Source organism: Nitrospira sp., from assembly GCA_016715825.1.
Taxonomy (GTDB): domain Bacteria; phylum Nitrospirota; class Nitrospiria; order Nitrospirales; family Nitrospiraceae; genus Nitrospira_D.
Genome location: JADJXO010000006.1, coordinates 101,721 through 125,288, shown reverse-complemented (window position 1 = coordinate 125,288; position 23,568 = coordinate 101,721). Strand labels below are relative to the sequence as shown.

The 23,568-nt window shown below is 51.6% G+C and carries 26 protein-coding genes and 4 pseudogenes; 1 reads left to right on the top strand and 29 read right to left on the bottom strand.

Annotation, left to right across the window (positions count from 1 at the left end; all coding sequences use genetic code 11):
* Positions 1-3: 3 nt before the first annotated feature.
* Positions 4-393 (top strand): hypothetical protein, encoded by a 390-nt coding sequence (locus IPM58_13840; GenBank protein ID MBK9308124.1) that lies wholly within the window; start codon positions 4-6, stop codon positions 391-393.
* A 40-nt stretch (positions 394-433) separates the two neighbouring features.
* Here IPM58_13840 and glnA read toward each other — a convergent pair.
* From glnA to rpsE, 29 genes and pseudogenes are all read right to left on the bottom strand, one after another.
* A pseudogene (gene glnA, locus IPM58_13835) lies at positions 434-1,848 on the bottom strand (type I glutamate--ammonia ligase).
* Positions 1,849-1,900: 52 nt separating this feature from the next.
* Positions 1,901-2,239, bottom strand: coding sequence for a P-II family nitrogen regulator (locus IPM58_13830; GenBank protein ID MBK9308123.1), 339 nt, complete (start codon positions 2,237-2,239; stop codon positions 1,901-1,903).
* A gap of 266 nt (positions 2,240-2,505) precedes the next feature.
* Positions 2,506-4,284: an NAD+ synthase gene (locus IPM58_13825; protein ID MBK9308122.1), complete on the bottom strand. Its 1,779-nt coding sequence runs from the start codon at positions 4,282-4,284 to the stop codon at positions 2,506-2,508.
* 117 nt (positions 4,285-4,401) lie between these two features.
* The gene (gene aroB, locus IPM58_13820; GenBank protein ID MBK9308121.1) at positions 4,402-5,496 is read right to left on the bottom strand and encodes a 3-dehydroquinate synthase; all 1,095 of its coding nucleotides are present in this window, start codon (positions 5,494-5,496) and stop codon (positions 4,402-4,404) included.
* Between the two features lie 240 nt (positions 5,497-5,736).
* Positions 5,737-7,719 carry a type IV pilus secretin PilQ gene (pilQ, locus tag IPM58_13815; protein ID MBK9308120.1) on the bottom strand — a complete coding sequence of 661 codons (1,983 nt, stop codon included), beginning with the start codon at positions 7,717-7,719 and terminating at the stop codon, positions 5,737-5,739.
* Positions 7,716-8,102, bottom strand: coding sequence for a pilus assembly protein PilP (locus IPM58_13810; GenBank protein MBK9308119.1), 387 nt, complete (start codon positions 8,100-8,102; stop codon positions 7,716-7,718). Before IPM58_13810 ends, pilQ begins: the two co-directional genes overlap by 4 nt.
* 252 nt (positions 8,103-8,354) lie before the next feature.
* Positions 8,355-8,999, bottom strand: a complete 645-nt coding sequence (gene pilO / locus IPM58_13805) for a type 4a pilus biogenesis protein PilO (GenBank protein MBK9308118.1) — start codon at positions 8,997-8,999, stop codon at positions 8,355-8,357.
* A gap of 2 nt (positions 9,000-9,001) precedes the next feature.
* The gene (locus IPM58_13800) at positions 9,002-9,556 is read right to left on the bottom strand and encodes a PilN domain-containing protein (protein MBK9308117.1); all 555 of its coding nucleotides are present in this window, start codon (positions 9,554-9,556) and stop codon (positions 9,002-9,004) included.
* On the bottom strand, positions 9,553-10,659 hold the full coding sequence (gene pilM, locus IPM58_13795; GenBank protein MBK9308116.1) for a type IV pilus assembly protein PilM: 1,107 nt from the start codon (positions 10,657-10,659) through the stop codon (positions 9,553-9,555). The genes IPM58_13800 and pilM overlap by 4 nt, the downstream gene beginning before the upstream one ends.
* Before the next feature lie 18 nt (positions 10,660-10,677).
* Positions 10,678-10,890: a MerR family transcriptional regulator gene (locus IPM58_13790; protein MBK9308115.1), complete on the bottom strand. Its 213-nt coding sequence runs from the start codon at positions 10,888-10,890 to the stop codon at positions 10,678-10,680.
* 136 nt (positions 10,891-11,026) lie between these two features.
* Positions 11,027-11,893 carry an RNase adapter RapZ gene (rapZ, locus tag IPM58_13785; protein ID MBK9308114.1) on the bottom strand — a complete coding sequence of 289 codons (867 nt, stop codon included), beginning with the start codon at positions 11,891-11,893 and terminating at the stop codon, positions 11,027-11,029.
* 204 nt (positions 11,894-12,097) lie between these two features.
* A complete protein-coding gene (raiA, locus tag IPM58_13780; protein ID MBK9308113.1) occupies positions 12,098-12,409 on the bottom strand; it encodes a ribosome-associated translation inhibitor RaiA in 312 nt (103 codons plus the stop codon).
* A 46-nt stretch (positions 12,410-12,455) separates the two neighbouring features.
* Positions 12,456-13,961 (bottom strand): RNA polymerase factor sigma-54, encoded by a 1,506-nt coding sequence (gene rpoN / locus IPM58_13775; GenBank protein MBK9308112.1) that lies wholly within the window; start codon positions 13,959-13,961, stop codon positions 12,456-12,458.
* A gap of 17 nt (positions 13,962-13,978) precedes the next feature.
* On the bottom strand, positions 13,979-14,761 hold the full coding sequence (gene lptB / locus IPM58_13770; GenBank protein ID MBK9308111.1) for an LPS export ABC transporter ATP-binding protein: 783 nt from the start codon (positions 14,759-14,761) through the stop codon (positions 13,979-13,981).
* Positions 14,758-15,375, bottom strand: a complete 618-nt coding sequence (locus IPM58_13765) for a hypothetical protein (GenBank protein MBK9308110.1) — start codon at positions 15,373-15,375, stop codon at positions 14,758-14,760. The genes lptB and IPM58_13765 overlap by 4 nt, the downstream gene beginning before the upstream one ends.
* Complete coding sequence (gene lptC, locus IPM58_13760; protein ID MBK9308109.1) at positions 15,344-15,916, bottom strand: LPS export ABC transporter periplasmic protein LptC; 573 nt, start codon at positions 15,914-15,916, stop codon at positions 15,344-15,346. The genes IPM58_13765 and lptC overlap by 32 nt, the downstream gene beginning before the upstream one ends.
* A gap of 152 nt (positions 15,917-16,068) precedes the next feature.
* Positions 16,069-16,512, bottom strand: a complete 444-nt coding sequence (gene rplQ / locus IPM58_13755; protein ID MBK9308108.1) for a 50S ribosomal protein L17 — start codon at positions 16,510-16,512, stop codon at positions 16,069-16,071.
* Positions 16,513-16,536: 24 nt separating this feature from the next.
* Positions 16,537-17,541: a DNA-directed RNA polymerase subunit alpha gene (locus tag IPM58_13750; protein MBK9308107.1), complete on the bottom strand. Its 1,005-nt coding sequence runs from the start codon at positions 17,539-17,541 to the stop codon at positions 16,537-16,539.
* 78 nt (positions 17,542-17,619) lie between these two features.
* Positions 17,620-18,246 (bottom strand): 30S ribosomal protein S4, encoded by a 627-nt coding sequence (rpsD, locus tag IPM58_13745; protein MBK9308106.1) that lies wholly within the window; start codon positions 18,244-18,246, stop codon positions 17,620-17,622.
* Positions 18,247-18,334: 88 nt separating this feature from the next.
* Positions 18,335-18,718: a 30S ribosomal protein S11 gene (gene rpsK / locus IPM58_13740; protein MBK9308105.1), complete on the bottom strand. Its 384-nt coding sequence runs from the start codon at positions 18,716-18,718 to the stop codon at positions 18,335-18,337.
* 28 nt (positions 18,719-18,746) lie between these two features.
* Positions 18,747-19,142, bottom strand: a complete 396-nt coding sequence (rpsM, locus tag IPM58_13735; GenBank protein ID MBK9308104.1) for a 30S ribosomal protein S13 — start codon at positions 19,140-19,142, stop codon at positions 18,747-18,749.
* 116 nt (positions 19,143-19,258) lie between these two features.
* Positions 19,259-19,372: a 50S ribosomal protein L36 gene (rpmJ, locus tag IPM58_13730; protein ID MBK9308103.1), complete on the bottom strand. Its 114-nt coding sequence runs from the start codon at positions 19,370-19,372 to the stop codon at positions 19,259-19,261.
* Between the two features lie 19 nt (positions 19,373-19,391).
* Complete coding sequence (gene infA / locus IPM58_13725; protein ID MBK9308102.1) at positions 19,392-19,610, bottom strand: translation initiation factor IF-1; 219 nt, start codon at positions 19,608-19,610, stop codon at positions 19,392-19,394.
* A gap of 41 nt (positions 19,611-19,651) precedes the next feature.
* Positions 19,652-20,400: pseudogene (gene map, locus IPM58_13720) on the bottom strand (type I methionyl aminopeptidase).
* 5 nt (positions 20,401-20,405) lie between these two features.
* Positions 20,406-21,053 carry an adenylate kinase gene (locus tag IPM58_13715; GenBank protein ID MBK9308101.1) on the bottom strand — a complete coding sequence of 216 codons (648 nt, stop codon included), beginning with the start codon at positions 21,051-21,053 and terminating at the stop codon, positions 20,406-20,408.
* A 42-nt stretch (positions 21,054-21,095) separates the two neighbouring features.
* Positions 21,096-22,376 carry a preprotein translocase subunit SecY gene (gene secY, locus IPM58_13710; protein ID MBK9308100.1) on the bottom strand — a complete coding sequence of 427 codons (1,281 nt, stop codon included), beginning with the start codon at positions 22,374-22,376 and terminating at the stop codon, positions 21,096-21,098.
* Positions 22,369-22,817 (bottom strand): annotated as a pseudogene (rplO, locus tag IPM58_13705) (50S ribosomal protein L15). Before rplO ends, secY begins: the two are co-directional and overlap by 8 nt.
* Positions 22,814-23,032 carry a 50S ribosomal protein L30 gene (rpmD, locus tag IPM58_13700; GenBank protein MBK9308099.1) on the bottom strand — a complete coding sequence of 73 codons (219 nt, stop codon included), beginning with the start codon at positions 23,030-23,032 and terminating at the stop codon, positions 22,814-22,816. Before rpmD ends, rplO begins: the two are co-directional and overlap by 4 nt.
* Positions 23,033-23,543: pseudogene (rpsE, locus tag IPM58_13695) on the bottom strand (30S ribosomal protein S5).
* Positions 23,544-23,568: the final 25 nt, after the last annotated feature.

Here is a 23,568-nt window from a genome sequence, read left to right as displayed (position 1 = left end):
GGCATGAAGCGCTTGTTTCTCATCGCCTTGATCGTTCTCAGCCACCACTCGGTCTATGCGGAATGGGTACCTCTCGAGAAACCGTACCAACCGACCAGTCTCGAAACGGTATACTTTGACCCGAATACGATTCATCGAGAAGGCAGGCAAGCGACACTATGGCAGTTGACCGATCTTACATGGAACAGCACGACACGATTTTTATCTTCCAAAGCCCACAAGGAATTCGACTGCGACGGTTCCCGAGTTCGTGTCCTTCAGGTCGTGGAATTTTCTCGCCAGATGGGGAAAGGGCGGTCTACCCCCGGATACATCGAACAGGGCGGCTGGCAGCCTGTTGGCGCCGGAGGCATCAACCACGCCTTATCGAAGGTCGCGTGCGAGCAGCACTAGTATGTTCATCACCTTGCAACGAGCTTGCCGCCCCGTCGGCCTAAACATCGTAATATAGGAAAAACTCATACGGATGCGGTCGAAGACGCATCTGATCGATTTCCCTGCTTCGCTTATAGCCGATCCAGGCTTCGATCAGATCCTCGGTAAAGACCTCTCCCTTGAGCAAAAACTGGTGATCTTTCTCGAGGCTATTGATCGCTTCATCGAGACTACCCGGCATCGTGGGGATGCTGGCGGCCTCTTTCGGATCAAGATCATAGAGGTCTTTTCGGCCGGCTCACCAGGGTTGATCTTATTCTGGATGCCGTCCAACCCCGCCATCAGCATCGCGGAAAATGCCAAATAGGGATTGCACGAGGGATCAGGAAACCGTACTTCGATACGTTTGGCCTTCGGGCTCGGGGAATACATCGGAATACGGACACCAGCCGACCGGTTCCGGCTGGAATAGGCCAGGAGCACCGGGGCCTCGAATCCCGGCGTGATCCGCTTATAGGAATTCGTCGTGGGGTTCGTAAACGCCGCCAGCGCCGGCGCATGTTTGAGAATGCCGCCGATATAATACAAACACATCTGCGAGATACCGGCATAGTCCTTGCCGGCGAAAAGGGGCTTCCCATCCTTCCAGATGCTCTGATGGGTGTGCATGCCTGATCCAGCGTCACTAAACAGCGGTTTAGGCATGAACGTCGCTGTCTTCCCATGACGACGGGCCACGTTTTTAACGATGTACTTGTACATCATCATCTTGTCAGCAGTTCGCACCAGGGAATCAAACCGTATATCGATTTCGGCTTGTCCGGCAGAAGCCGTCTCGTGATGATGCTTTTCCACCACGATACCGAGTTTTTCCATTTCAAGGACCATTTCACTCCGGATATCCTGCTGGGTATCGGCCGGAGCGACAGGGAAATAGCCTTGTTTATGGCGGATTTTTCCGCCAAAATTAATGCCCTCTTGCCCCATGTTCCATGCGCCTTCTTCCGAATCAACATAATAGAAGCCGCTATGGCTGGTTTGGTCATAGCGGGCATGATCAAAGATGAAGAATTCCGCTTCAGGGCCCCAGAATGAGCTATCCCCTATTTTGGTATTTTGGAGATACTTCTCAGCCTTCTGCGCGATAAATCTCGGATCGCGCTCATAATTCTCGCGTGAGATCGGATCCACGACATTACCGGTCATGCTGAGCGTCGGGACTGCCGTAAAAGGATCCAAGCAAGCCGTCTCGGGGTCGGGAACGACCAACAGATCGCTGTTGTTGATGGCCTTCCAGCCACGAATTGAAGACCCGTCGAGGCCGGAGCCGTCCTTGAACAGGGTTTCTGTCAGTTCGCTCACAGGGATAGTCATATGCTGCCACAACCCCGGCAAATCGACGAATTTGAGGTCCACCATTCGCACCCTGTGTTTCTTGGCAAACTCCAGCACCTCGCGCACGTTCATTCCCATCCTCCTTTGAGAGATTCCCAACAACGATCCGCCATTGTGAGAATCCCCCGCATCACAGCGCCGTTTCTCCAGCTTCTCCCGTCCGAATGCGCACGACTTCGCTCAATTCCTGAACGAAAATCTTCCCATCCCCAATGCTACCCGTCTTCGCAGCTCGGCTGATGACCTCGATCACTCGTGGAACTTGTGCATCAGTCACCGCGACTTCGATCTTGACCTTGGGGACAAATTCAATCGTATATTCCTGCCCGCGATACGTTTCCTTATGACCTTTTTGACGTCCAAACCCTTTAACTTCCGATACCGTCATGCCTTGCACGCCGATTTCCAGCAGGGCATCCTTAATTTCTTCCAGCTTGAACGGTTTGACGACGGCCTCAACCAGCTTCATGGAGACGTCCTCCCAGATGGACCATTGAGGGACTCGGCACAACGACCCCCTGACCCATCCCTTGTAGGAAGGCAAGGTGAGGACCATTCTGCCATAACCTTGGGGTTTGGGGTGGCCATCATAGCCCATCCTCGCTCGTGTCTCAATGGTCGAAATCATGAAAATTCCACACGGTTTCGCACGTTCTCGGGAGGACGGAATCCAAAGATTTCGATGTTCACGCGACGGATGAGGATAGGAGGACGGTCTTTCCCCCTACGAATCAGTTACTCGTCGAGGCCGCGGTACCCGTTTGTGATCGGCATCCGACGATCCTTCCCAAGGGCACGACGGGTGAGCTTGACTCCGATGGGTGCCTGTCGGCGCTTAAATTCACTGGTATCGACCATTCTCATCACACGAGCGACCGTCACCCGATCGAACCCCTCCTCGACGATTTCCTTCAGCGAACGGTCTTCTTCTACATAGGCCTGAAGGATGTGATCGAGCTCTGGGTAAGGGGGCAACGTGTCTTCGTCTTTTTGATCAGGCTTCAGCTCGGCACTCGGCGGTCGGTCCAACGTACGCTGAGGGATCACCGTCGACGAACCTCGCGCATTGCAGAATCTGGCCAGCTCATACACTCTCGTTTTCGAGACATCTTTGATGACGGCAAACCCACCGGCCATGTCACCGTAGAGCGTCGAATACCCGACGCTCAACTCACTCTTGTTCCCGGTGATCAACACCAGATGGCCAAACTTATTGGACAAAGCCATGAGGATATTACCGCGAATACGTGCCTGAAGATTCTCCTCTGTTATATCAGCTGGCCGTTGATCAAAGGATGGAGCCAGAGATCGTCGATACGCTTCAAACGTTGAGGCAATTGGAATGATGTTGAGCTCGATCCCGAGGTGCTGTGCAAGCTCAACCGCATCTTCTTCACTTTCCTGAGATGTATAGGGAGAGGGCATGAAGATCCCGAGTACGTTTGCGGACCCGAGTGCATCCACGGCAACTACTGCCGTCAACGCCGAATCAACTCCACCGCTGAGCCCAATGACCACCCGCTTAAACCCGTTCTTCCGCACGTAATCTTTCACGGCAAGCACCAGAGCCTGATAGACCTCTTCGATCTCCCCTGACGGCTCAGTCAATCCCGGCATGATGGGAGTCCTCGCTCCCTTTGTTATCGGCAGCTTGATTAGAAAACGATCAGCCGCAGATACCGGTTTCTTTGTCCGTACCGAATTCCGTCCGCTGGCGTTACTCTTGCCCTTGACGGAACCCAGGCTCACATCGGCCATGAGCAACTCTTCCTTGAAAGCACCACCACGTGCAACCACCTGGCCCGATTGATCAAGGATGAGACTGTTCCCGTCGAAGACAAGTTCATCTTGTCCTCCGATCATATTCGCAACGGTCAGAATCACTCCGTTTTTCTTAGCCCACGTTGAGAACAACTGTTCCCGCAAACGGCTTTGCTCGGCTTGAAAAGGGGAGGCGGTGAGGTTGACCATCACCTCTATTCCTGCGAGCATTTGCGCTTGGGTACCCGTATCTGAATGCCACAGGTCTTCACCGATAGTCACCCCAATCACCCTACCGTTCATCACAAGCACTGGAGGCTGTTGGCCCGGTTGAAAGTATCTGTTCTCCTCTCCATCCCTTGCGAAATATTTTTTGTGCCAGTTTCCCGCTATCTGATGCTCGGCGAGGAGCGCCGCCGAATTGTAGAGTGCCGGCCGATCGTTTGAGTCAAACGATGGGCGGAACCCTCCCGATTTGATTTGAGCGCTTTGAGCCACATATCCGACCACGGCAACCACGTCACGACAAGCTTGGGCAACCTCGTTCAGTGCGCGTAGATTGTCGTTCACAAACTGCGGTTTAAAGAGAAGGTCTTCGGGAAGGTAGCCGGTAATGGCAAGTTCGGGGAAAGCGATCAGGTCGACTTGGGCCTTTCGCGCCTCGCCGAGCCATTCTATGATCCGCTGGACATTTCCGTTCAGATCCCCGACCGTTGGGTTCATCTGTGCCACGGCGATTCGCAACACACTCATCACGCACCAATCTGACCGGGCTTCACCTCAAGGCACCTGCCTTGAGTTTTGAGAAGATCCGGTTTTCCTTTGAGAGATTCGTCAAAGCGGGAATACAGGGACCAATCGCCGAGTGCGTCATGCTGGCTGCGATTCAGCCCACCATTGATCAAACACACGCTTCTCTAACGGGGCTATTCGGACCGCTCCAATACGCGAAGGCCACACTCCAATGACCAGCCCCCCCGAGACCTTTTTATCATGCAGCATTGCCTTCCATACCTTGGCGGGTGTCCACTTCGGCATTCGGTCGCTGAGCCCCGCCTCCTTCACGATTCGTCGAATCCCTTCAACGACTTCGTGACTACATAGCCCTTGGAAGCAGGCAAGGTCAGCCTCTTGGACCAGCCCAGTTCCCACCGCTTCTCCATGGACCATCGACTGATAGCCGCCCAACGCTTCAAGCGCATGTCCAATGGTATGGCCATAGTTGAGGATTCGTCTCCGATCGGACTCTCGTTCATCGGATGAAACAACCTCGGCCTTGATCTCGCACGATCGTTTTATTACCGTTGCAACGACGCCGGATGCTTGTTTCAAAAGATCCGGCATGTGCCGCTGTAGATAGCGAAAGAATGTATCATCTGCAATGATACCGTATTTGATCACTTCAGCCAGACCGGCGACCCATTCACGCCTTGGCAACGTCCGCAGAACCACTGGATCGATCCACACCGCACGTGGTTGATAAAATGACCCAATCAGGTTCTTGCCCAGTCGATGATCGACTCCTGTCTTTCCTCCAACACTAGAATCGACCTGGGCGACAAGCGTCGTGGGGACTTGAATATAGGGCATACCCCGTTGGTAAATTGAAGCCGCAAATCCCGCGATGTCCCCAACGACTCCTCCTCCCAGCGCCAACAGCAAGGAGGAGCGTTCAAATCGATGACGTGCCAAGATATCGAGGACGGACTCCACGGTCTTCAACGTTTTTGAACGTTCACCTGGAGCTAGGATGATCGGTACCGGCTGGAGTCCGTATCTTTTGATCGATTGAGACACGTCTCTCAGGTAATGCCGCGCCACTTGACGATCGGTTACAACTGCAACTTTCCCCTTAATCGCCGACTGCTTCAACTCTCGCCCAAGTCTCTCCAGTAACCCCGCACGAATGGTAATTTCGTAACTTCGTTCAGCAAGAGCGACAGGAACGGTGAAGATCGGAGTCATTTCGTGACCACGCAGAGAACGGAAGGATGGGAGTTCATATTCCTGATACTAGGCCGTCACAAAAAGAATGCTCAAGGCGCCGCATCGTACCACAGCCTCGACAAAACTAAAATGACGGTCATTTTCTTGTAGAACACCCACCCCTAGAAAACGGACTTGGTTATCGCTATCAAAGCAGAAACGCCTGAGGACGCCGATCGACGTCCTCAGGCGTTTTTCCCACCACACCTCGCTGAGTAGCTACGACTGCTTAATGATGCTGGGCGTGAGGAAGATCAGCAACTCCTGTTTGCCGACCGATTCAGATTTGTTCTTAAACAACCAACCGATCACGGGCATGCGAGAAAGATACGGAACACCTTGCACATTGTTTGATTGCGTATCGACGAAGACTCCGCCGATTACCATTGTTTCTCCATCTCTCACCATAACTTGAGTCGTCGCCTCTCGCCGATCGATGCTGGGACCAGCCGGGTTGCTCCGCGCACCGACGGCATTACGCGTGGCCCGCACCTTCATCATGATTCGCTTATACTCTTCGTTGGGATCACGAGAGGTAATCTGTGGCGTGACATTCAACTCTAAGTTGGCATCGACAAATGTTGTTTGTGTCCCCTGTAACGAGGTCGTTTGAAAGGGAATTGACTCGCCTTGAGAGATCTTTGCCTCCCGTTTGTCCAGCGTGGTAATCTTGGGTGCTGCGATCACCTTGGTCAAGCCTAGCAGTTCACCAGCAGATAACCTCATATCGAGCCCAAAATCACCGGCTAATTTTCCAAAAGTCCAGCCAATCCCCGGGACAGCTGGTAATCCGCCGACTTGCGCCGGTAAATTTACCAAGAAAGTATGCTCGATATCGTTATCGTTTCCGACACCATTCAATGGCGAACCAATAATATTGCTCACTGCATGAAAACCACTTGGAGAAAAGTTTGACTGCACAAAACCCCACTGAATTCCCATGCCCCTAGCGTAGACCGTATCAGCCTGCACGATACGCGCTTCAATTTGAACTTGAGGGACCTCTAGATCGAGTCCTTCGACAAGCTGCTTAATGACCGCCAGTTTTGACTCCGTGTCCTGCACGACTAATGCGTTACTCCCATTATTGAATTGCATACGGCCGCGCGGACTCAAGTTCTGCCTGAGCGATTGCATGAGCTCCTGCGCTGGAATATGCCTGATATAGAAGACACGGTCGATCACTGGTTCTGCCTTCGTCTTAGAATCTCTGGCTCGTGCTTCCTCATCCTGTTGTTTAGAAAGATTCGCCAAGGAATCGACCCAGACAATACTCCCTTGACGAAACATACCCAGGCCATTCATCTTCAAGAGCATGTCCAACGCCTGATCCCAAGGCACATTCACCATCTTCATCGTTACCTTTGACTTGACGCCTTCTCCGACAACGATGTTGAAACCACTGACCTCGGCGATCAATCTAAGAATATTGGTGATATCCGCCTGCTGAAAGTCGAGAGAGATGCGTCGACCGACAAATCGGGTTTTCCCTATCACGAGATCGTCGGATCGGTCATCCTTCTCAGATGATGCGCTTTCGTCCGTCATCTGAGCGCGCTGTATCTTGAATTGAGGCTGCGTGGGCCTGACAAGTCGTGCGGTCTTTCTCACGACCTGATCCTTCGGTTGAACCATCGCCTTTTTCGAGCGAGGGAGAATGGACACATTCTCCTGTGTATGGATCTTGGTCGCCATCGCATGGAAATCAATGGCCTCACTCGGTTTCAGTGTAATCACCACCTTGTTGGCGTCACGAACCATCGAATAGAGTGGCCGTTCAGGGACATCGAATACCAGCCGGACCTTATCGGCATGATTCCCAACCCTAATTTTCTTGAGCAAATAATGGTCTGCTCGGATCACTGACCGCCTGAGGGTGGATGACACGGCGGGAATATCGACAATCAAACGAGAGTCATCCAAAAAGTTTGTCTCGGGAAATAGTTGTCCGTCACCAGCGATGACCACTGTCACCACATCTACCTCGGGACGAACCTCAATTGCCGTCACCGCTTGAGCGAGCAATCGTATAGAAGGCGTTCCGGCCCGTGCGATGCCTGCTTGCTTCATCACCTGCCCAGTCTCCTTGGCAAGAGCCCTCGTCTCCGCACTCACAAGGAGCGCGAAAAACACGAACGCCCAGGCTCCGATGAAGCACCTAGCCATCCGGAAACTATTTGCTGGAGAGATTAGTGATTTCATTCTGAGCCCTCTTTGGGATGAAGGAGCTTTACATACTCTCGCTCCTGCTTTTTGCCATACACATCCGTAAATCGCTCCTGCACGATCATGCCCCGTTCAGTGATAGCGCTGACGACTCCATTATTCTGCCCTACTCTGGTGCCTCGACGAACTGTGTATCCATGCCCCTCAGGAGTCTGAACCATCGCAGTATACCCGTACGCACCCCACACAATGGCGATCAGGTTAAGTTCGGTTAGGGTGACGCGCTGCAATGGGGGAAGGGTCATATCCACCTTTCCCAGTTGCAGTTCCTGAATGATGGGAGCAAATGGATCGCGGCGACCCGACGGATCGTATCCAACACCCGGCACACCCTCTGTTAATGGCAATGGAGAAGCCATCGATGCGTCTTCATGGATTGATGGCGTTTCCATGCTGGGAGGTACCGCCCGAGGCGTGTCGGGGACGGAGGGGCCAGGGATCGCCCCCTGCCTCATGGGCACTATCTGTCCGGGCAGAAGAGAAGGCTCAGCGTGAACCTGTTGACTCAAGAGCGGGACAATCCACACCCATGCCATACCTACACCGGATAACATAAGACCGCTCCATATCTTCCTTGCACTCCTAACCGATGGCTGCATAGGGAGTATTCCTCACTTACCGGCTTGGGCAACGTTGGGAGCAGTTGCTGACGGCGGTGCCCAGGAAGCCGCCTTCTCTTGTGGGGCGGCATAGGCCACAAGATCAAATGTCGTTTGCGATACGATTCGCCCCTGGTCAACCTTGGGAGATCCAATTTTTAAGCCTGATACGGTAATAATACGAGGTAGCCGATTGATCCGATCGAAGAACAACGCTGCGGTGTGATACACTCCAGCCACTTCAACATTCACCGGCATTTTGATAAAAAGCTTCGACGCATCTTCGGTCGGTGCCCCAGGCTTCCATAGCTTGATATCCAGCCCTAACCGCACGCCGAGATCAGAGACCTGTTTCAGCAGCATGATGGCCTCTTCTTCCGGTGGAAGTCGTTCCTTCTTTTTGGCCAGCTCAATTTCGAGCTGTTTGTTGGCAGCAACCAATTCATCCAGGTGCTTCACTTTGATCGTCAGTGTTTGAATCTCGCTCTCGAGCTTGCTGTTCTCGGCCTCCAAGACGGCGATGATCTCAGACTTGGGCTCAGCGATGTAAAAGTAAAAACCTGCAATAATGCCACCGACGAGTAGGAATAAGAGTGCGGCCTTTTGGGTAGCCGGCACGTTACGAAGGGCATCCAGGTTCACTTGTGGCAACGCCATTATTACCCTTTCAATCGGAAGGCTAAACGGAACTGATACAGAGTGACCTTGTTCTCTACCGTGGCTTTACTTTCCTGCAGATTGATCCCGGTAAAATAATCGGTACGACGCAGATTATTGACAAATTCGACCACATCGTCGTTCGTGAGCGCCTTCCCCTCTAGCTCAACCATATCGGAGGTGACACCCAGCCGCGTGAGCCACACTTTGAGCGGCTCCAAGCTCTGGCTTACGTGGTCAAGAACTTTCACAGGTCCCATCCTTGATTGCTCGAGCTGATCAATAATACGATTTTTATCTTCCAGCAGCTTTTTCCGTTGCTCGAAGTCCTGGACCTGCTTGACCTGCTCTTTCAGCTGAGCGACTTGCCTTTCCTTATCCTGTTTTTCGGTCTGCTGGGCCTCAAGTTCGTCGTCCAAGGAGGATGAATACCACCAACAACCGGCCAACGTGATCAGGATGACCCCCACCCCAAGCAATGCTTGGGCACGGACATCATACTGCGGCTTTGCTGGTCGCCCCTTTGGTCCGCCAGGAAGTAGGTTGATTCGAATCATCTGTCACCCACCGCTCGTAGTGCCAGCCCAACGCCAACCGCCGCAGAGGGAGCCATATCGGCTAGGAGCTCCGGATCCGCATCACACCCTGAGATATCAATTTCTGCAAAAGGGTCCGCCATTTCTACAGGAAGCTGCATCCGATCGCCAAGTTGCTGAATCAAACCATTGGCTCTGGCCACCCCTCCACAGAGCAGCACACGATTGAGCTCAGAATTGGTGGTTGAGTTCTTAAAGTAGTCCACTGTTCTGGCAATTTCTGACGCGACTTCTGCATTCACACTATCGATGACGTTGCCAACCTCAACGCCTCCTGAATCACCGGCGCGGTCCTTTTTTTTACTCTCTTCCGCTTCCTCGAATGACAGTCCGATCTCACGTTGAATTGCCTCGGTATAGCGATTGCCACCTAACGGAATATCCCGAGTAAATAGGGACGACCCCGCGCGGATGATATTGACGTTCATGACGCTGGCTCCAAGATTCACCAGCGCGGTCGTTTCTTCTTGTGCCATTGGATAGTTGATCGCATGCATATTCTCGATGGCAAAGGCATCAACATCCATGACCATTGGAATCAACCCCGCTGCCTTGACCAATTCCGTCAATTCATTGATCTTATCTTTTTTCGCAGCTACGAGGATGACCGCCATGTCGCCCTGTCCATCGTGCACCTCGTCAGGAGGCAACACGTGGAAATCAATGTTGACCTCGTTGATGTCAAAGGGGATATACTGCTCAGCAGCCAGCCTTACTTGGCCTTCCAATTCCTCATCCGGCATAGGCGGCAAACTAATCTTCTTGACGATAACGGCATGCCCTGAGATTGAGATGGCCACATGCTTGTTCTTGATGTTCGCTTCATCGAAAAGTTCTCGGATAGCCGCAACCACGCGGCCCTCATCCATGACAGTGCCGTCGACAATCACTTCTGGCTCGAGCAGTTTGACCCCAAACTTTTGTAGAAGGTACCGCCCCTTCGTTTCCTTCAGTTGCGCTACCTTAATTGCGCTCGACCCAAGATCTAACCCAACGAGCTGGCGGCGAGGCGTCAGCATTGAAATAATGTCAGTTTCAACGAGTTTTTTGAGTGAACCCATCATTTTGCGCTACCTGCTCGTCTACGCGACCGCTTTGCGGGCACGAATGACTTTTTCGATTTCATCCACATTCTTCCTCGTGTAGAGACGCCAGTTTCTCCAGTCGCGACCCGGCTGCGTAATCACTCCCTCTCGCTCCCATCGAAAGAGTGTGGCCTTAGAAATATCGAATAAATCGCATATTTCATAGGCCTTAAACCCTTCTTGCCTTGGTACGTTTTTAGGCTTTTTCACTTGCGTAATATTCTCTTAGTAGAAGGCTGTCAATATTCACAAAATTAAGTATAGTCAATATGTTCTACCTGTCAAGGAAAGTGCTGGAACTGGCGATTAGTGGGAAGGAGAAGATTGCAGCTATCGCTCAAATACTCTAGGTTTTATCGATATCTCGGTGCTTGAGTCCGACCTTGTATCCCAGCGTCCCGAGGCTTTCGCAGAAATGGCCAGCAATAGCCACCGACCGGTGACGCCCTCCGGTACATCCAATGGCAATGGTCAGATAACTGCGCCGCTCCCTTTGAAACAGTGGTAGAAGGAACTTTAATAAATTGCCGACGTGGTCGACAAAGGCGGTGGCTTCTGGGTCCGTCAACACAAAGTGACGAACCCGTGGGTCGGTCCCAGGAAGTGGCTTAAGGTCTGGCACAAAGAAGGGGTTCTTCAGAAATCGCACATCGAAGAGGAGATCAATATCATAGGGCACTCCAAATTTATATCCGAAGGTTAAAAATGAAATGGTCAGTCGTCCTTCGGATGATTCTCGTTGAAACTCCTTGGCTAATAGCTCCCCGAGTTCATGAACCGTAAGATCTGAGGTATCGATGATCCGATCTGCACGTCGCCGAAGTTCCGTCAAGCGTTCTTTTTCGAATCGGATCCCTTCCAGGACTGGTAGATGCGGCAAAAGCGGGTGCGGGCGCCTTGATTCTGAAAAGCGCCGGATCAGGACCTCTTCACGTGCCTCAAGAAATAGCAATTTGAGCGAATGGCCCATCGTTTTGACTCGTTCCAGAATGCCCACAAGATCCGAGAAAAACACACGTTCGCGCACATCGATACCGAGTGCAACATTGGCTATTTCATGATGTTGTTGGTCGCACAGGTCCACAAAGGTTGGAAGTAAGGCGGGAGGAAGGTTATCAATGCAGAAATAGCCCGCATCCTCAAACGCCTTAAGCGCGTAGGATTTTCCTGATCCAGATAACCCGCTGATGATCACGAGGTTGAGTCGTGCCATAACACCAAACCGTCTCAGCAGAGATACGAGTTACGGCATCACAGCTGAACCGCAGACGCATATCCCCATTCCTATTTTCTCGAGATACGAGGTGGCGAGGGCTCCTTCTCGATCCAGATTTCCTGCATCAAGCAACCATTCATTTGAATACAACGCCAACACAAACTCTTATACCGTTCTTCTGCGCAGTGTTCAGATCACTAATCATGACTTCTTAGATTTGGCTGGCTTATGATGAACAAGGCGATCTTTCCATTTGCGAAACTGAGCATCTACCCGATCGACAAGTGCATCAATGGTGGCATACATCTCAGGGGTGGAGGTCTTCGCCTGTATGCGCTTTCCGCTCACAGCCCCAGTCACTTCAGCCTTATGTTGAAGTTTTTCAACGCCCAGCACGACCTGGAGAGCCTCCACCTTCAACTCATAGCGATCCAGTCGACTAAATCTCGTCTCTACGTAGTTTCTCAAGGCAGGGGTAAGGTCCATATGCCGACTCGTAATGCGCAAGTTCATGTCCACCTCCAATTTCTTTATTTCGTTGGATGCAGAGCAGCGAGCATCAAAAATATCGTCTGCGTTGACTGGCCGATGGAATATTCAATTCTGCTCGATACTTGGCTACGGTTCTCCTCGCGATACGTACTCCTTGAGTGCTCAGTCGGGCCGCAATTTCTTCGTCTTTCAACGGGCGCTTCCCATCCTCTTCCCCCACCATATTTTTAATTATGTCTCTGACGGATATGGAAGAATGCATACTCGACGGTTCATCGGTTCGCTGGAGTCCGGCATTAAAAAAGAACTTGAGCTCTAACATGCCTTGCGGGCAGTACATGTACTTGTTAGCCGTCACACGGCTAATCGTGGATTCATGCATTCCAATATCCTCAGCCACTTGTTTAAGGACTAACGGCTTAAGGTATTGTACACCATGCTCAAAAAACTGCTCCTGAAATTTCACAATACTCGACACCACCTTGACGATCGTTCTATTCCGCTGTTCAATACTTCGAATGACCCATTGAGCAGCTCGCAATTTTTCATCCATGTACGCTTTTGTTTCAGGGGCCCCGCCCTGTTCAGAGGAAATAAGTTGCTTGTAGTAGGGGCTGATTCTCATCCGTGGGAGCCCATCGTCGTTCAACAGCACCACCCACTCTCCTTCATTTTTGACTACAAACACGTCCGGCACGATCACATAGTTCTGGGTATTCGTGAAGGGTCGGCCTGGTTTTGGTTCAAGCTCACCGATGATTTTAGTAGCCTGGAACACATCTTCGATACTGACGTTTAAAGCTTTTGCGATTTTGGGATACTGTTTCTTCTCAAGGTCTTTCAAGTGGTGCTTGATGACGCTCTCGATGACTGATCCTTTAAGCGCTCCAGGGGGAGATCCGAGCGAACCGAAAAGATTGCGACCTAAATGTCCGAGCTGGAGCAGAAGACATTCCGATAAATCTCTTGCAGCAACACCTGTAGGGTCAAACATCTGAATGTCCCTGAGCACAGACTCGGCTTCCGTTTCCGTAAATGGCGAACCAGCCACAATTTCGGCCATAGGAATGCGAAGATAGCCATCATCATCAAGGTTGCCGATAATCAAGCGACCAAGCTCTTTCTCTCGATCGGAAAGTGTGGACAGAGACAATTGCCACAGAAGATGCTCTTCAAGTGAGATCGCCTTCGCCACCGTTTGTTCATATGAAGGGAAATCGTCAGACGTTCCCGAATATTCAGACTGCCCGTCTCGCCGATCCCTCCCGAAGTATTCTTCCCATCCAGAGGCGGAAGATTCCTCCGGAGATCCTCGTTCTTCCGGTGTTTCTGCTGTACCCCCCTGTTCTTGCCCAGATGAGACCGCGATCTCCCCTACTTTCCCCTCAGTGACCGACGGCTCGTTTTCATCGCCGTCGGATTGGATCTCATCCAACAATGGATTCTCAAGGAGGTGCTGTGTAAGGCTCTGCTGCAATTCAAGCCGTGACAGTTGCAACAACTTGATAGCCTGCTGCAATTGTGGCGTCATGATCAATTTTTGGCTGAGCTTTAGGTCAAGACGCAGTTTCATGGCAGAGTGCACATCCTCTACAACTTGAATTGTTCACCGAGATACACTGCTCGAGCAGTTTCGCTCTGAACGATAACTTCTGGAGTGCCTGATTCCAAGATCAACCCCTCATTAATGATGTATGCTCGATCGACTATCGAGAGCGTTTCCTGCACATTGTGATCGGTAATTAAGATTCCAATGCCTTTATCTTTCAAGCGAGTGATGATCTGTTGGATATCGGCGACAGCGATAGGGTCGATTCCTGCGAACGGCTCGTCCAGGAGCATGAACGACGGCGTGGCCGCCAAGGCACGCGTAATTTCTAAGCGGCGACGTTCTCCACCTGACAGGGCATAGGCCATACTTTTACGAATATGGAGCAGATCCAATTCTTTGAGGAGTACATCCACCCGCTGATTCCGTTCATTGCGAGCATACCCTAGCATTTCAAGAATCGCCAAGACATTATGTTCTACCGAAAGCCGTCGAAAGACCGATGATTCCTGAGGAAGATATCCTATCCCTCGCCGTGCTCGCTTATACATTGGCAAGCCGGTGACGGACTCTCCTTTGAAGGTAATATCTCCTTCATCGGGCTGGCATAGACCCACAACCATATCAAAAATGGTAGTTTTCCCCGCACCATTAGGACCAAGAAGGCCTACCACCTCACCAGCATAGACTTCGATTGCCACACCCTTGACGACTTTCCGACTACGGAAACTCTTGACCAATCCAGTGGCCCGTAGGCAGTCGGCATTGTGGGGTGAGTTCGAATGGGTGAGGGAGTCGGCTCGCGCAGAACCGCTCGGAGTCATGGCGTATTCGCTCCCTCACCCTCGATACGAACGTGAGAGCCACCCTCTACGACGCTGCGTTCTTCGGCTAGGAAAAGCGTGATCTGTTGACCACTCACACGCGTTCCCCGCTCCCATGCCACGGGATTACCGGTGAGCACGACTTTTTCACTGTCGACTAAATAAACGGCCTTTTGGCATGTGGCATTGCCATTCTCATATTCGATCTTAACATGGTGCGAATCCGCCGTCGCTTCGATACGACTGACAGAACGATTCGAAATCGTCGATGCAGCCCCGCTACCACCTTCTTTTGGTGGAGAGAAACTCTGTACCGGTGCTCTGTGGTTTGTGCCATTAGGCGATTTCTGCTTGGGATCGGGCTGACGCGAACGGAACGACACAACCATTTTGTCAGAATGAACAACCAGAGCCCCCCTCGTCAGCACAACCATCCCCTCAAATACTGCCTGACCGTCCTGATTTCGGACGGTCATTTTTTTAGATGTAATGGTAGTTGAGACTCCTGGCGCCTCAACGCTCTGCTTCAGAGTCCCTGATTCTGCGGAAAGTGCGGCGACTGCGCCTTCAATACATAGGACACTAAGAAGCAGGAACGAGATCCACGTGAACATCGCGTAGAACCTCAAATTCTTCTGACTCCATTCTCCCGAGCAACCCAAGACCTCGTACCTCCAATCCATGCCCGACAATGCGCACAGGATCCTCTGTCCGTATTTCTTTGGATTTATCCGTCCAGACCAAATGGTTGGTATAGATCGTGTACCCACTCCTGGTTATCACGGTGACAGGCGCATCACGATTCGATAAGGCAAAGTTTTTGCTCGCGGTATCGAGCATACCCTCGTCGCCATAGACCCTCACCTCCTCACCTTCGCCCCCATAAAAGGTAAGGGAAACATCCTGCAACAACGTTCGCTGGTCTTGTTCAAATACTCGAGCCTGTTTCGCCTGAACTTGCCATTGGACCACCTCGCCTTTCGATTGTGTAAAAGTAAATTCCGAGAGTTTGGCGTCAGCTTGTTCCATGGTTTCAGGGACAGTCGATTGGCTAGTCGACACTACATTTGCATTTCTGACGAGAAGATATCCGAGGAATACAGCCAATAGTACACTCGCTGCGAGAAGAGTGCGTCTCGCAATAAGCTCCCACATAAGTTCGGTGTGCTCCCCTACTCAACTCATAACAATACCTGGCACGATCGTAGCATGCACGGGCAATCATGTAAACGTCTGTTAGGGTCTAGATACGCAAAGCCTCCCACATGTGCTCATGTGGGAGGCTTTGCTAATGCTGACCGACATTGTCAGGAGAGCTTACGTTGATGCGCCCGAATCTCCTGACGCCGGAGGCGTCGGAGAAACAGCCGTTGCTTTCTTGCGAGGACAATTTCTTGGCGAGAAACCAATTCAATTGCGACCATTTCCGCCGCATCACCAACACGTCGGCGCGTTTTGATGATCCTGGTATACCCCCCTGGCCGATCCTTAAAACGTGCAGCGACATCATCGAAGAGCTTGGATACCACGGCCTTACTACGGAGAAAGCCAAGCGCTCGTCGTCTTGCCGGGAGAGTACCTTCCTTTCCAAGAGTGATCATACGATCAGTAAATCCTCGTATTTCCTTGGCTTTAGCCCCGGTTGTTTCGATTCGCTCCTGCTCCAACAATGAAGTAACTAAATTTCTAAATAGTGCCCTTCTGTGCTTGGTCTGCCGCCCAAGTTGTCGTCCATTTTTCCTATGTCGCACGGTGTTCCCCTCGGCTAGAAAACATCATTCAGGTTTTGGACTTCCATTGTGTGGGGTAGCCCCATCATCTACTTTAGTCCCAAGAGAAAGCCCCATCTCCGTAAGAATCTCCTTGATCTCATTGAGAGACTTTTTCCCGAAGTTCTTCGTCCTGAGCATTTCACCTTCCGATTTTTGCACAAGATCGGCAATCGTCTTGATATTCGCATTCTTGAGGCAATTGGCTGCTCGAACCGATAATTCCAATTCATTGACACTGCGCGAGAGATTTCTATTCACTTCTCGCTGAGACTCCTCGTAGCCTGCTTCACTCTTTCCTTCGCTTCGTTCTTCAGGATTGATAAAGATATCCACATGTTCCCGCAAGATACCGGCCCCCGTTGAGAGCGCATCTCTTGGACTGATGGTGCCATCCGTCCAGATCTCCATGGTCAGCTTGTCATAGTCAGTCATACGTCCAACCCGAGCATTCTCCACAAAGAAATTCACTCGTTTAATCGGCGAGAAAATGGAGTCGATTGCAATCACTCCAATCGGCAACCCTTCTTCCTTATTGCGCTCCGCCGGTACATAGCCCCGCCCATGTTTGATGGTCATTTCAATATCAAGTGTCGCATCTTTATCAAGGGTGGCGATATGCAGATCAGGCGTCAAAATCGTCACATCACCGTCATGGAGAACGTCAGAACCCTTTGCCTCCCCTGGCCCCTTCTTTTTCAGCCGAATGGTCTTTGGTTTATCCGTGTGGAGCGCCAAACGCAAACTTTTAATATTGAGAATAATCGCTGTAACATCTTCGGTTACACCGGCGATCGTCGAGAATTCATGGACGACCCCTTCAATCTTTACAGTGGTCACTGCGGCCCCAGTCAGCGACGACAACAAAATTCGACGGAGGGCATTGCCAATCGTCGTACCAAACCCTCGTTCGAATGCTTCAGTTGTAAACCGCCCGAATGTGGGGGACTGTGCATCCTTGTCGACTTCCACCCGCATCGGGATCTGAAAGTCCTTCATCGCTTTGATCATGACCGATCCTCCATACCATCGAGTAACAAACACATTGACAGATGACACTGAACCGACAGAACGAAATACCGAGGTGGCCTAGCGTGAATACAATTCCACCACCATTTGTTCGTTCACCGGTAACGCGATCTGCTCTTTCGCCGGCAAGGACCGCACAACTCCCTTAAATGCACCCTTATCCAATTCGAGCCAGTCAGGAATCCCTCGACTATCGACGGATTCCAATGCGGCTTGGATCGCTACCAAATCCCGACTTTTCTCACGAATCTCGATCACATCGCCAGGCTTCACCAGTGCGCCAGCTACCGTGATTTTCCTGCCATTCAGTGTGAAATGACCGTGACTCACCATCTGGCGTGCCTGCTTGCGTGAAGCACCAAATCCAAGCCGATAGGTTACATTATCCAATCGACACTCAAGAAGGCGTAACAACGAGTCGCCGGTGACGCCAGTCTGTCGTTCCGCACGTTCAAACACGCCACGGAACTGGCATTCCTGCAGTCCATAGATACGTCTCAATTTCTGCTTCTCCCGAAGCTGAAGGCTATAGTCGGAGGTCCGTTGACGCCCCTGCCCATGTTGCCCAGGTGGATAACTTCGCCGTTCGATGGCACACTTTTCCGTCATGCAGCGAGTTCCCTTGAGAAAGAGCTTCTCACCTTCTCGTCGACACAACCGACAGACAGGACCACGATACTTTGCCACTGCGTCCTCCTCCGGAATTAACTTACAGATTCACCGACAGATGACCATTCTGGATTTTCAAAAGAACCGAGCCTTCTATTTCATATGCTTAAACACGCCGCCGCTTGGGCGGCCGACATCCATTATGCGGAATTGGCGTGACATCCCGAATGAGGTTAATTCGCAATCCAGCCCCTTGCAGTGAACGAATCGCGGACTCTCTACCGGAACCTGGACCATTAACATACACGTCGATCTGTCGCATCCCACTTTCCATCGCCTTTCGCGCTGCCGCTTCCCCAGCTCGCTGAGCAGCGAAGGGGGTGCTCTTACGCGATCCTTTAAACCCTTGGTTACCAGCACTGGCCCACACCACCGTATTGCCGCTCATATCGGTGATCGTTACGATCGTATTGTTAAATGACGCTTGAACATGCGCCACTCCGCTTTGAACGATTCGCCGTTCTTTCTTTTTCCCTTTTTTGACACTCATGACAAACCCCTCCTGACGCCCAGGCCGGCTAGGCACCCGCCCCTTTTGAACCCCTTGGTCGCGGTTTACTGCTTACTCCGGCACGACGTCCTTTACGTGTTCTGGCATTGGTTTTAGTACGCTGCCCCCGAACCGGTAATCCTTTACGATGACGCAACCCTCGGTATGTCCCGGTATCGATGAGTCGCTTGATATTGAGGGATACCTCTTTGCGAAGGTCCCCTTCGACTCGATGATCGCGCTCGATAATTTCACGTAGCTTGACGATCTTGTCTTCGCTCAGATCCTTGACACGAATCGAGCCATCAATACCGGCTTCATCGAGGATCTGTTGGGCTGATGCCCTCCCGATCCCGTAGATGTAGGTCAATCCAATATCAGTTCGTTTGTTCCTTGGCAAATCGACGCCAGCAATACGTGCCATTCTTCCTCCAACTAGCCTTCTTCAGCCGTAATCTTTTCAACCCATTTCTTGTTGACTGTGTCCGCCTTGCCACCTCGGGCCTGGCGTTTCACTGGTTCTTTAGCACTCTCCTTCAGCTATCCCTGTCGCTGCTTGTGGCGCGGATTCTTGCAAAGAATGCGGACAACGCCACGACGGCGGACAACTTTACATTTTGCACAAATGGGCTTCACTGATGATTTGACTTTCATACCAATTCCCAACTCCCATTTATTTAAAGCGATAGGTGATACGGCCTCTTGTCAAATCATACGGAGACATTTCAACCGTGACCTTATCGCCAGGAAGAATACGAATGAAATGCATCCGCATTTTCCCTGAAATATGAGCCAGTATGACATGGCCATTATCGAGCCTGACTCGAAACATGGCATTTGGGAGCGTCTCCGCTACCGATCCCTGCACTTCGATAATGTCTTCTTTTGCCACGTCGTGTCGTGTTCTTTCCTATAAATCAATCGCTACATGCTCTACAACTGGCTTAAAATACGAGGATCCCCGGTTGACTGTATCGCGATCGTATGTTCAAAGTGGGCAGACAAACTGCCGTCGACCGTGACAGCCGTCCATCGATCGTCGAGAATACGCACTGCACTCCGCCCCATATTGACCATAGGTTCAATTGCCAACACCATCCCCGGCTGTAATCGAGGGCCTTGACCAGGTTTTCCGTAGTTAGGAACTTGCGGTTCTTCGTGTAATTGCCGTCCGATCCCATGGCCCACGAACTCAGTCACAACTGAGAACCCTGATGATTCAACATGCTGCTGAACGGCATGCGAGATATCCGCTAAACGATGACCAACCACTGGCCTGCTGAATCCCAAATAAAGAGCCTCTTTCGTCACTTGAACTAACTTTTGCGTCGCATCGGGAATCGCCCCAACTGCAACTGTCACGGCAGAATCTCCATAGAAGCCTCCAACAATTGCCCCGAGGTCTAACCCAATGATGTCCCCTTCTTTGAGCTTTCGCTTTGAAGGGATCCCGTGAACGACCTGTTCATTCACGGATGCACAGAGCGTCTTGGGATAGTTCCGGTAACCTTTGAATGCCGGGAGCGCCCCTCTTTTCGTATCTCCTGTTCCGCGATCGCATCAAGCTCTTCCGTGGTAATCCCTGGTTGGACTGCTTTCCGCACAATGTCCAGCGCTTCAGCAACCACTCTTGACGCCTGTGCCATGACTTCAATTTCAGCAGGCGTTTTTAAAATGATCATGCCGTCTAGCGCGTCGTCAAGATACGCACAAGGTTCTGATAGACAGCATCCACCGACTCAGCCCCATTGAGACGGGATAGCAAACCTTGCTTCTCATAAAAGCCGATCAACGGGGCCGTTTGCTCTTCATACACGCGGAGACGCATCTCAATCGCCTCCCGTTGATCATCACTACGCTGGGTTAAGGATTCACCGCACCGTTCACACGCAGTTCCCATTTTTGATGGGGCAAGGTCTACATGATACGTCGCTTGACACTTTGGGCAACTTCGCCGCCCACTCAGACGTTTGACGATTTCCCCTCGAGGAACCTCGAAACTAATCACCTGATCCAGATGTTCACCTCGTTCGCGCAAGACATTAGCAAGGGCCTCAGCCTGTGGAACGGTTCTCGGAAACCCATCTAAGATAAATCCAGACGCACTAGATGCATCTGCCAGCTTTTCTCGGACTAACCCAATGACCACTGAATCAGGCACTAAGCCCCCCCGATCCATGTGTTCTTTTGCTTCTAGACCAAGCGGCGTCTTAGTACGGACTGCCCCCCGAAGCAGATCACCGGTCGAGATCTTACAGATGGAAAACTGTGTGGCGGCCTTATCAGCCTGAGTGCCCTTTCCGACCCCAGGCGCGCCAAGAAACACAAGCCGCATTAGCCTACCCACTTCTTCCACGTAACGGGGCCATCCCTTTTCCTAAGAACCCTCATAGTTGCGCATTAACATGTGGGATTCAATCTGCTGAGCAGTATCAAGACCCACACCGATCACAATCAGCAGCGAAGTGCCACCAAAATAAAAGGGAACATTCAGCTTGTAAATGAGGAATTCTGGAATCACGCAGACAACCGCGAGATAAATGGCTCCTGCAAATGTGATCTTCGTCAAGACGTTGTAAATATAATCAGACGTTCGCTGCCCAGGCCTAATCCCAGGGATAAACCCTCCATACTTTTTCATATTGTCAGCCATATCGACGGGATTCAGAACAACCGCCGTATAGAAGAAACAGAAAAAGATGATTAACCCCACATACATCAATGTATAGAGTAGTGAACCGGGAGCCAGTTGTACCCCAATCGCCTTGACCCATGGCGTTTCAAAAAACCCTGCGATGGTAGCAGGAAACGCAATGATGGACGACGCAAATATGGGAGGAATCACACCTGCGGTGTTGATCTTCAACGGAATATGCGTACTCTGCCCTCCATAAACCTTTCGCCCAACGACGCGCTTTGCATACTGTACCGGTATTTTTCGTCGGCCGCTTTCCAAAAATACGATCGCGGCCACGACCACAACCATCAACACAGCTAGAGCCACGAGCAGGAACGCATTGAGCTGACCGATCTCATAAAGGTTATACGTCTGGGCGACGGCTGATGGCAGACGCGCGACGATCCCAGCGAAAATGATCAACGAAATCCCGTTCCCCACCCCACGCTCGGTGATCTGCTCGCCCAACCACATCAGGAAACCAGTCCCAGCTGTAAGCGTGATGACCGTCATAAGACGAAATCCCCAGCCTGCAGTGAGCACGAATGCCCCTTGATTCATTTGCTCCAATCCAACTGCAATACCAAACCCTTGAATCAGAGCAATGCCGATCGTTCCAAACCGTGTATACTGAATAATTTTTTTTCGGCCTCGCTCACCCTCCTTAGCTAACTTGGTCAAGTGCGGAATGACGACCGTCAGCAATTGAAGTATGATCGACGCGCTGATATAGGGCATGATGCCCAGCGCAAAGATCGTCAGACGCGACAACGACCCGCCTGAAAAAATATCGAGGAACCCCAGCAGCGCGCCACCCTGCTTTTGCAAAAACTCAGATAGCGCATCACCGTTGATTCCGGGCGTCGGTATATGAGACCCGACACGGTAGACCACCAGCATGCCGAGCGTGAACAAAACACGAGTCCGAAGCTCGGGGATCTTAAAGATATTCTGAAAACTGGTGACGAGCCGTTCAAGCACCGCCGATAACCTCGACTCGCCCTCCGGCTGCTTGGATCTTCATTTCTGCAGATTTACTGAATTTATGGGCCTGGATGACGAGTGCCTGTTTGAACTCACCGTTCCCCAGAATTTTGATCGGCAGGTTTTTCCTCTTCACCAAGCCAGCATCAACCATTACCTGCGGAGTGATGGTCTCGTTCTTTTTCCATTCTGCAAACTTTGCAAGATTCACAATCGCATAGTCCACCCGAAATGGATTTCTAAAGCCAAATTTGGGAGTCGCCGCACTAACGGCATCTGTCCGCCTTCGAACCCTGGGCGCTTCCCTCCTCCGGAACGGGCCAGGATACCCTTATGCCCTTTGGTCGCCGTTTTCCCATGACCGGATCCGGGGCCCCGGCCGATTCGTTTGCGTCGTTTTGTCGCCCCTTTTGCAGGGCTTAAGTCATGAAGATTCATGGTCTGACAACCTCGAGCAGATAACCGACTTTATGAATCATCCCTCGCACTTGTGGAGTATCAGGACGAACGACCGTCTGCCGAATATGTCGAAGCCATAACCCACGCAAGACAAGACGATGCCCTTGTGGCGTACCTATTGGACTACGCCTCAGCGTCACGCGCACATGCTGAGGTTTCACTGCAGGAGCTTTAGATGACTGTGCTGCGCCCATTTAAACCGTCGCCCTTTCTCGCCCTTCATCAACGGCCTGGCGGCGGAAGCGAAGGACATCATCCAAGTTTCTGAGTTTGAGTCAGACCGTCGAGTGTTGCGCGAACTGTATTGAACGGATTGCCTCGCCCAAGAGTTTTGGCAATGATATTGTGAGCCCCGACCAGCTCTACAACGGCACGCACAGCCCCTCCCGCGATGATCCCGGTTCCATCAACAGCAGGTTTCAGCAACACATGCTCTGCCCCGAAGAGGCCATGGACTTCATGTGGAATCGTTCCTCCCTTGAGGGGGACATGCACGAGATGTTTTTTGGCCTGTTCGACAGCTTTGGAAATCGCAACGGGGACTTCAGCAGCCTTGCCTTTCCCAATTCCCACCCATCCGTGACCGTCTCCAACGACCACAAGAGCGCAGAAGTTGAAACGCTTCCCACCCTTCACGACCTTTGCCACACGGTTGATAAAAACGACCTTGTCTTTCAGACTCAGTTCATCGGGATTGACTCGCACGCTCTTACCCCTCAGTCCTAAATTC

Excerpts from the sequence above, each read along its gene's own strand:
- IPM58_13840 (MBK9308124.1), top strand. The coding sequence starts at position 4 with ATGAAGCGCTTGTTTCTCATCGCCTTGATCGTTCTCAGCCACCACTCG.
- IPM58_13830 (MBK9308123.1), bottom strand. The coding sequence starts at position 2,239 with ATGAAGCTGGTTGAGGCCGTCGTCAAACCGTTCAAGCTGGAAGAAATT.
- IPM58_13825 (MBK9308122.1), bottom strand. The coding sequence starts at position 4,284 with ATGAGTGTGTTGCGAATCGCCGTGGCACAGATGAACCCAACGGTCGGG.
- aroB (MBK9308121.1), bottom strand. The coding sequence starts at position 5,496 with ATGACTCCGATCTTCACCGTTCCTGTCGCTCTTGCTGAACGAAGTTAC.
- pilQ (MBK9308120.1), bottom strand. The coding sequence starts at position 7,719 with ATGAAATCACTAATCTCTCCAGCAAATAGTTTCCGGATGGCTAGGTGC.
- IPM58_13810 (MBK9308119.1), bottom strand. The coding sequence starts at position 8,102 with ATGGCTTCTCCATTGCCATTAACAGAGGGTGTGCCGGGTGTTGGATAC.
- pilO (MBK9308118.1), bottom strand. The coding sequence starts at position 8,999 with ATGGCGTTGCCACAAGTGAACCTGGATGCCCTTCGTAACGTGCCGGCT.
- IPM58_13800 (MBK9308117.1), bottom strand. The coding sequence starts at position 9,556 with ATGATTCGAATCAACCTACTTCCTGGCGGACCAAAGGGGCGACCAGCA.
- pilM (MBK9308116.1), bottom strand. The coding sequence starts at position 10,659 with ATGATGGGTTCACTCAAAAAACTCGTTGAAACTGACATTATTTCAATG.
- rapZ (MBK9308114.1), bottom strand. The coding sequence starts at position 11,893 with ATGGCACGACTCAACCTCGTGATCATCAGCGGGTTATCTGGATCAGGA.
- raiA (MBK9308113.1), bottom strand. The coding sequence starts at position 12,409 with ATGAACTTGCGCATTACGAGTCGGCATATGGACCTTACCCCTGCCTTG.
- rpoN (MBK9308112.1), bottom strand. The coding sequence starts at position 13,961 with ATGAAACTGCGTCTTGACCTAAAGCTCAGCCAAAAATTGATCATGACG.
- lptB (MBK9308111.1), bottom strand. The coding sequence starts at position 14,761 with ATGACTCCGAGCGGTTCTGCGCGAGCCGACTCCCTCACCCATTCGAAC.
- IPM58_13765 (MBK9308110.1), bottom strand. The coding sequence starts at position 15,375 with ATGTTCACGTGGATCTCGTTCCTGCTTCTTAGTGTCCTATGTATTGAA.
- lptC (MBK9308109.1), bottom strand. The coding sequence starts at position 15,916 with ATGTGGGAGCTTATTGCGAGACGCACTCTTCTCGCAGCGAGTGTACTA.
- IPM58_13750 (MBK9308107.1), bottom strand. The coding sequence starts at position 17,541 with ATGATCAAAGCGATGAAGGACTTTCAGATCCCGATGCGGGTGGAAGTC.
- rpsK (MBK9308105.1), bottom strand. The coding sequence starts at position 18,718 with ATGAGTGTCAAAAAAGGGAAAAAGAAAGAACGGCGAATCGTTCAAAGC.
- rpsM (MBK9308104.1), bottom strand. The coding sequence starts at position 19,142 with ATGGCACGTATTGCTGGCGTCGATTTGCCAAGGAACAAACGAACTGAT.
- rpmJ (MBK9308103.1), bottom strand. The coding sequence starts at position 19,372 with ATGAAAGTCAAATCATCAGTGAAGCCCATTTGTGCAAAATGTAAAGTT.
- IPM58_13715 (MBK9308101.1), bottom strand. The coding sequence starts at position 21,053 with ATGCGGCTTGTGTTTCTTGGCGCGCCTGGGGTCGGAAAGGGCACTCAG.
- rpmD (MBK9308099.1), bottom strand. The coding sequence starts at position 23,032 with ATGGGCGCAGCACAGTCATCTAAAGCTCCTGCAGTGAAACCTCAGCAT.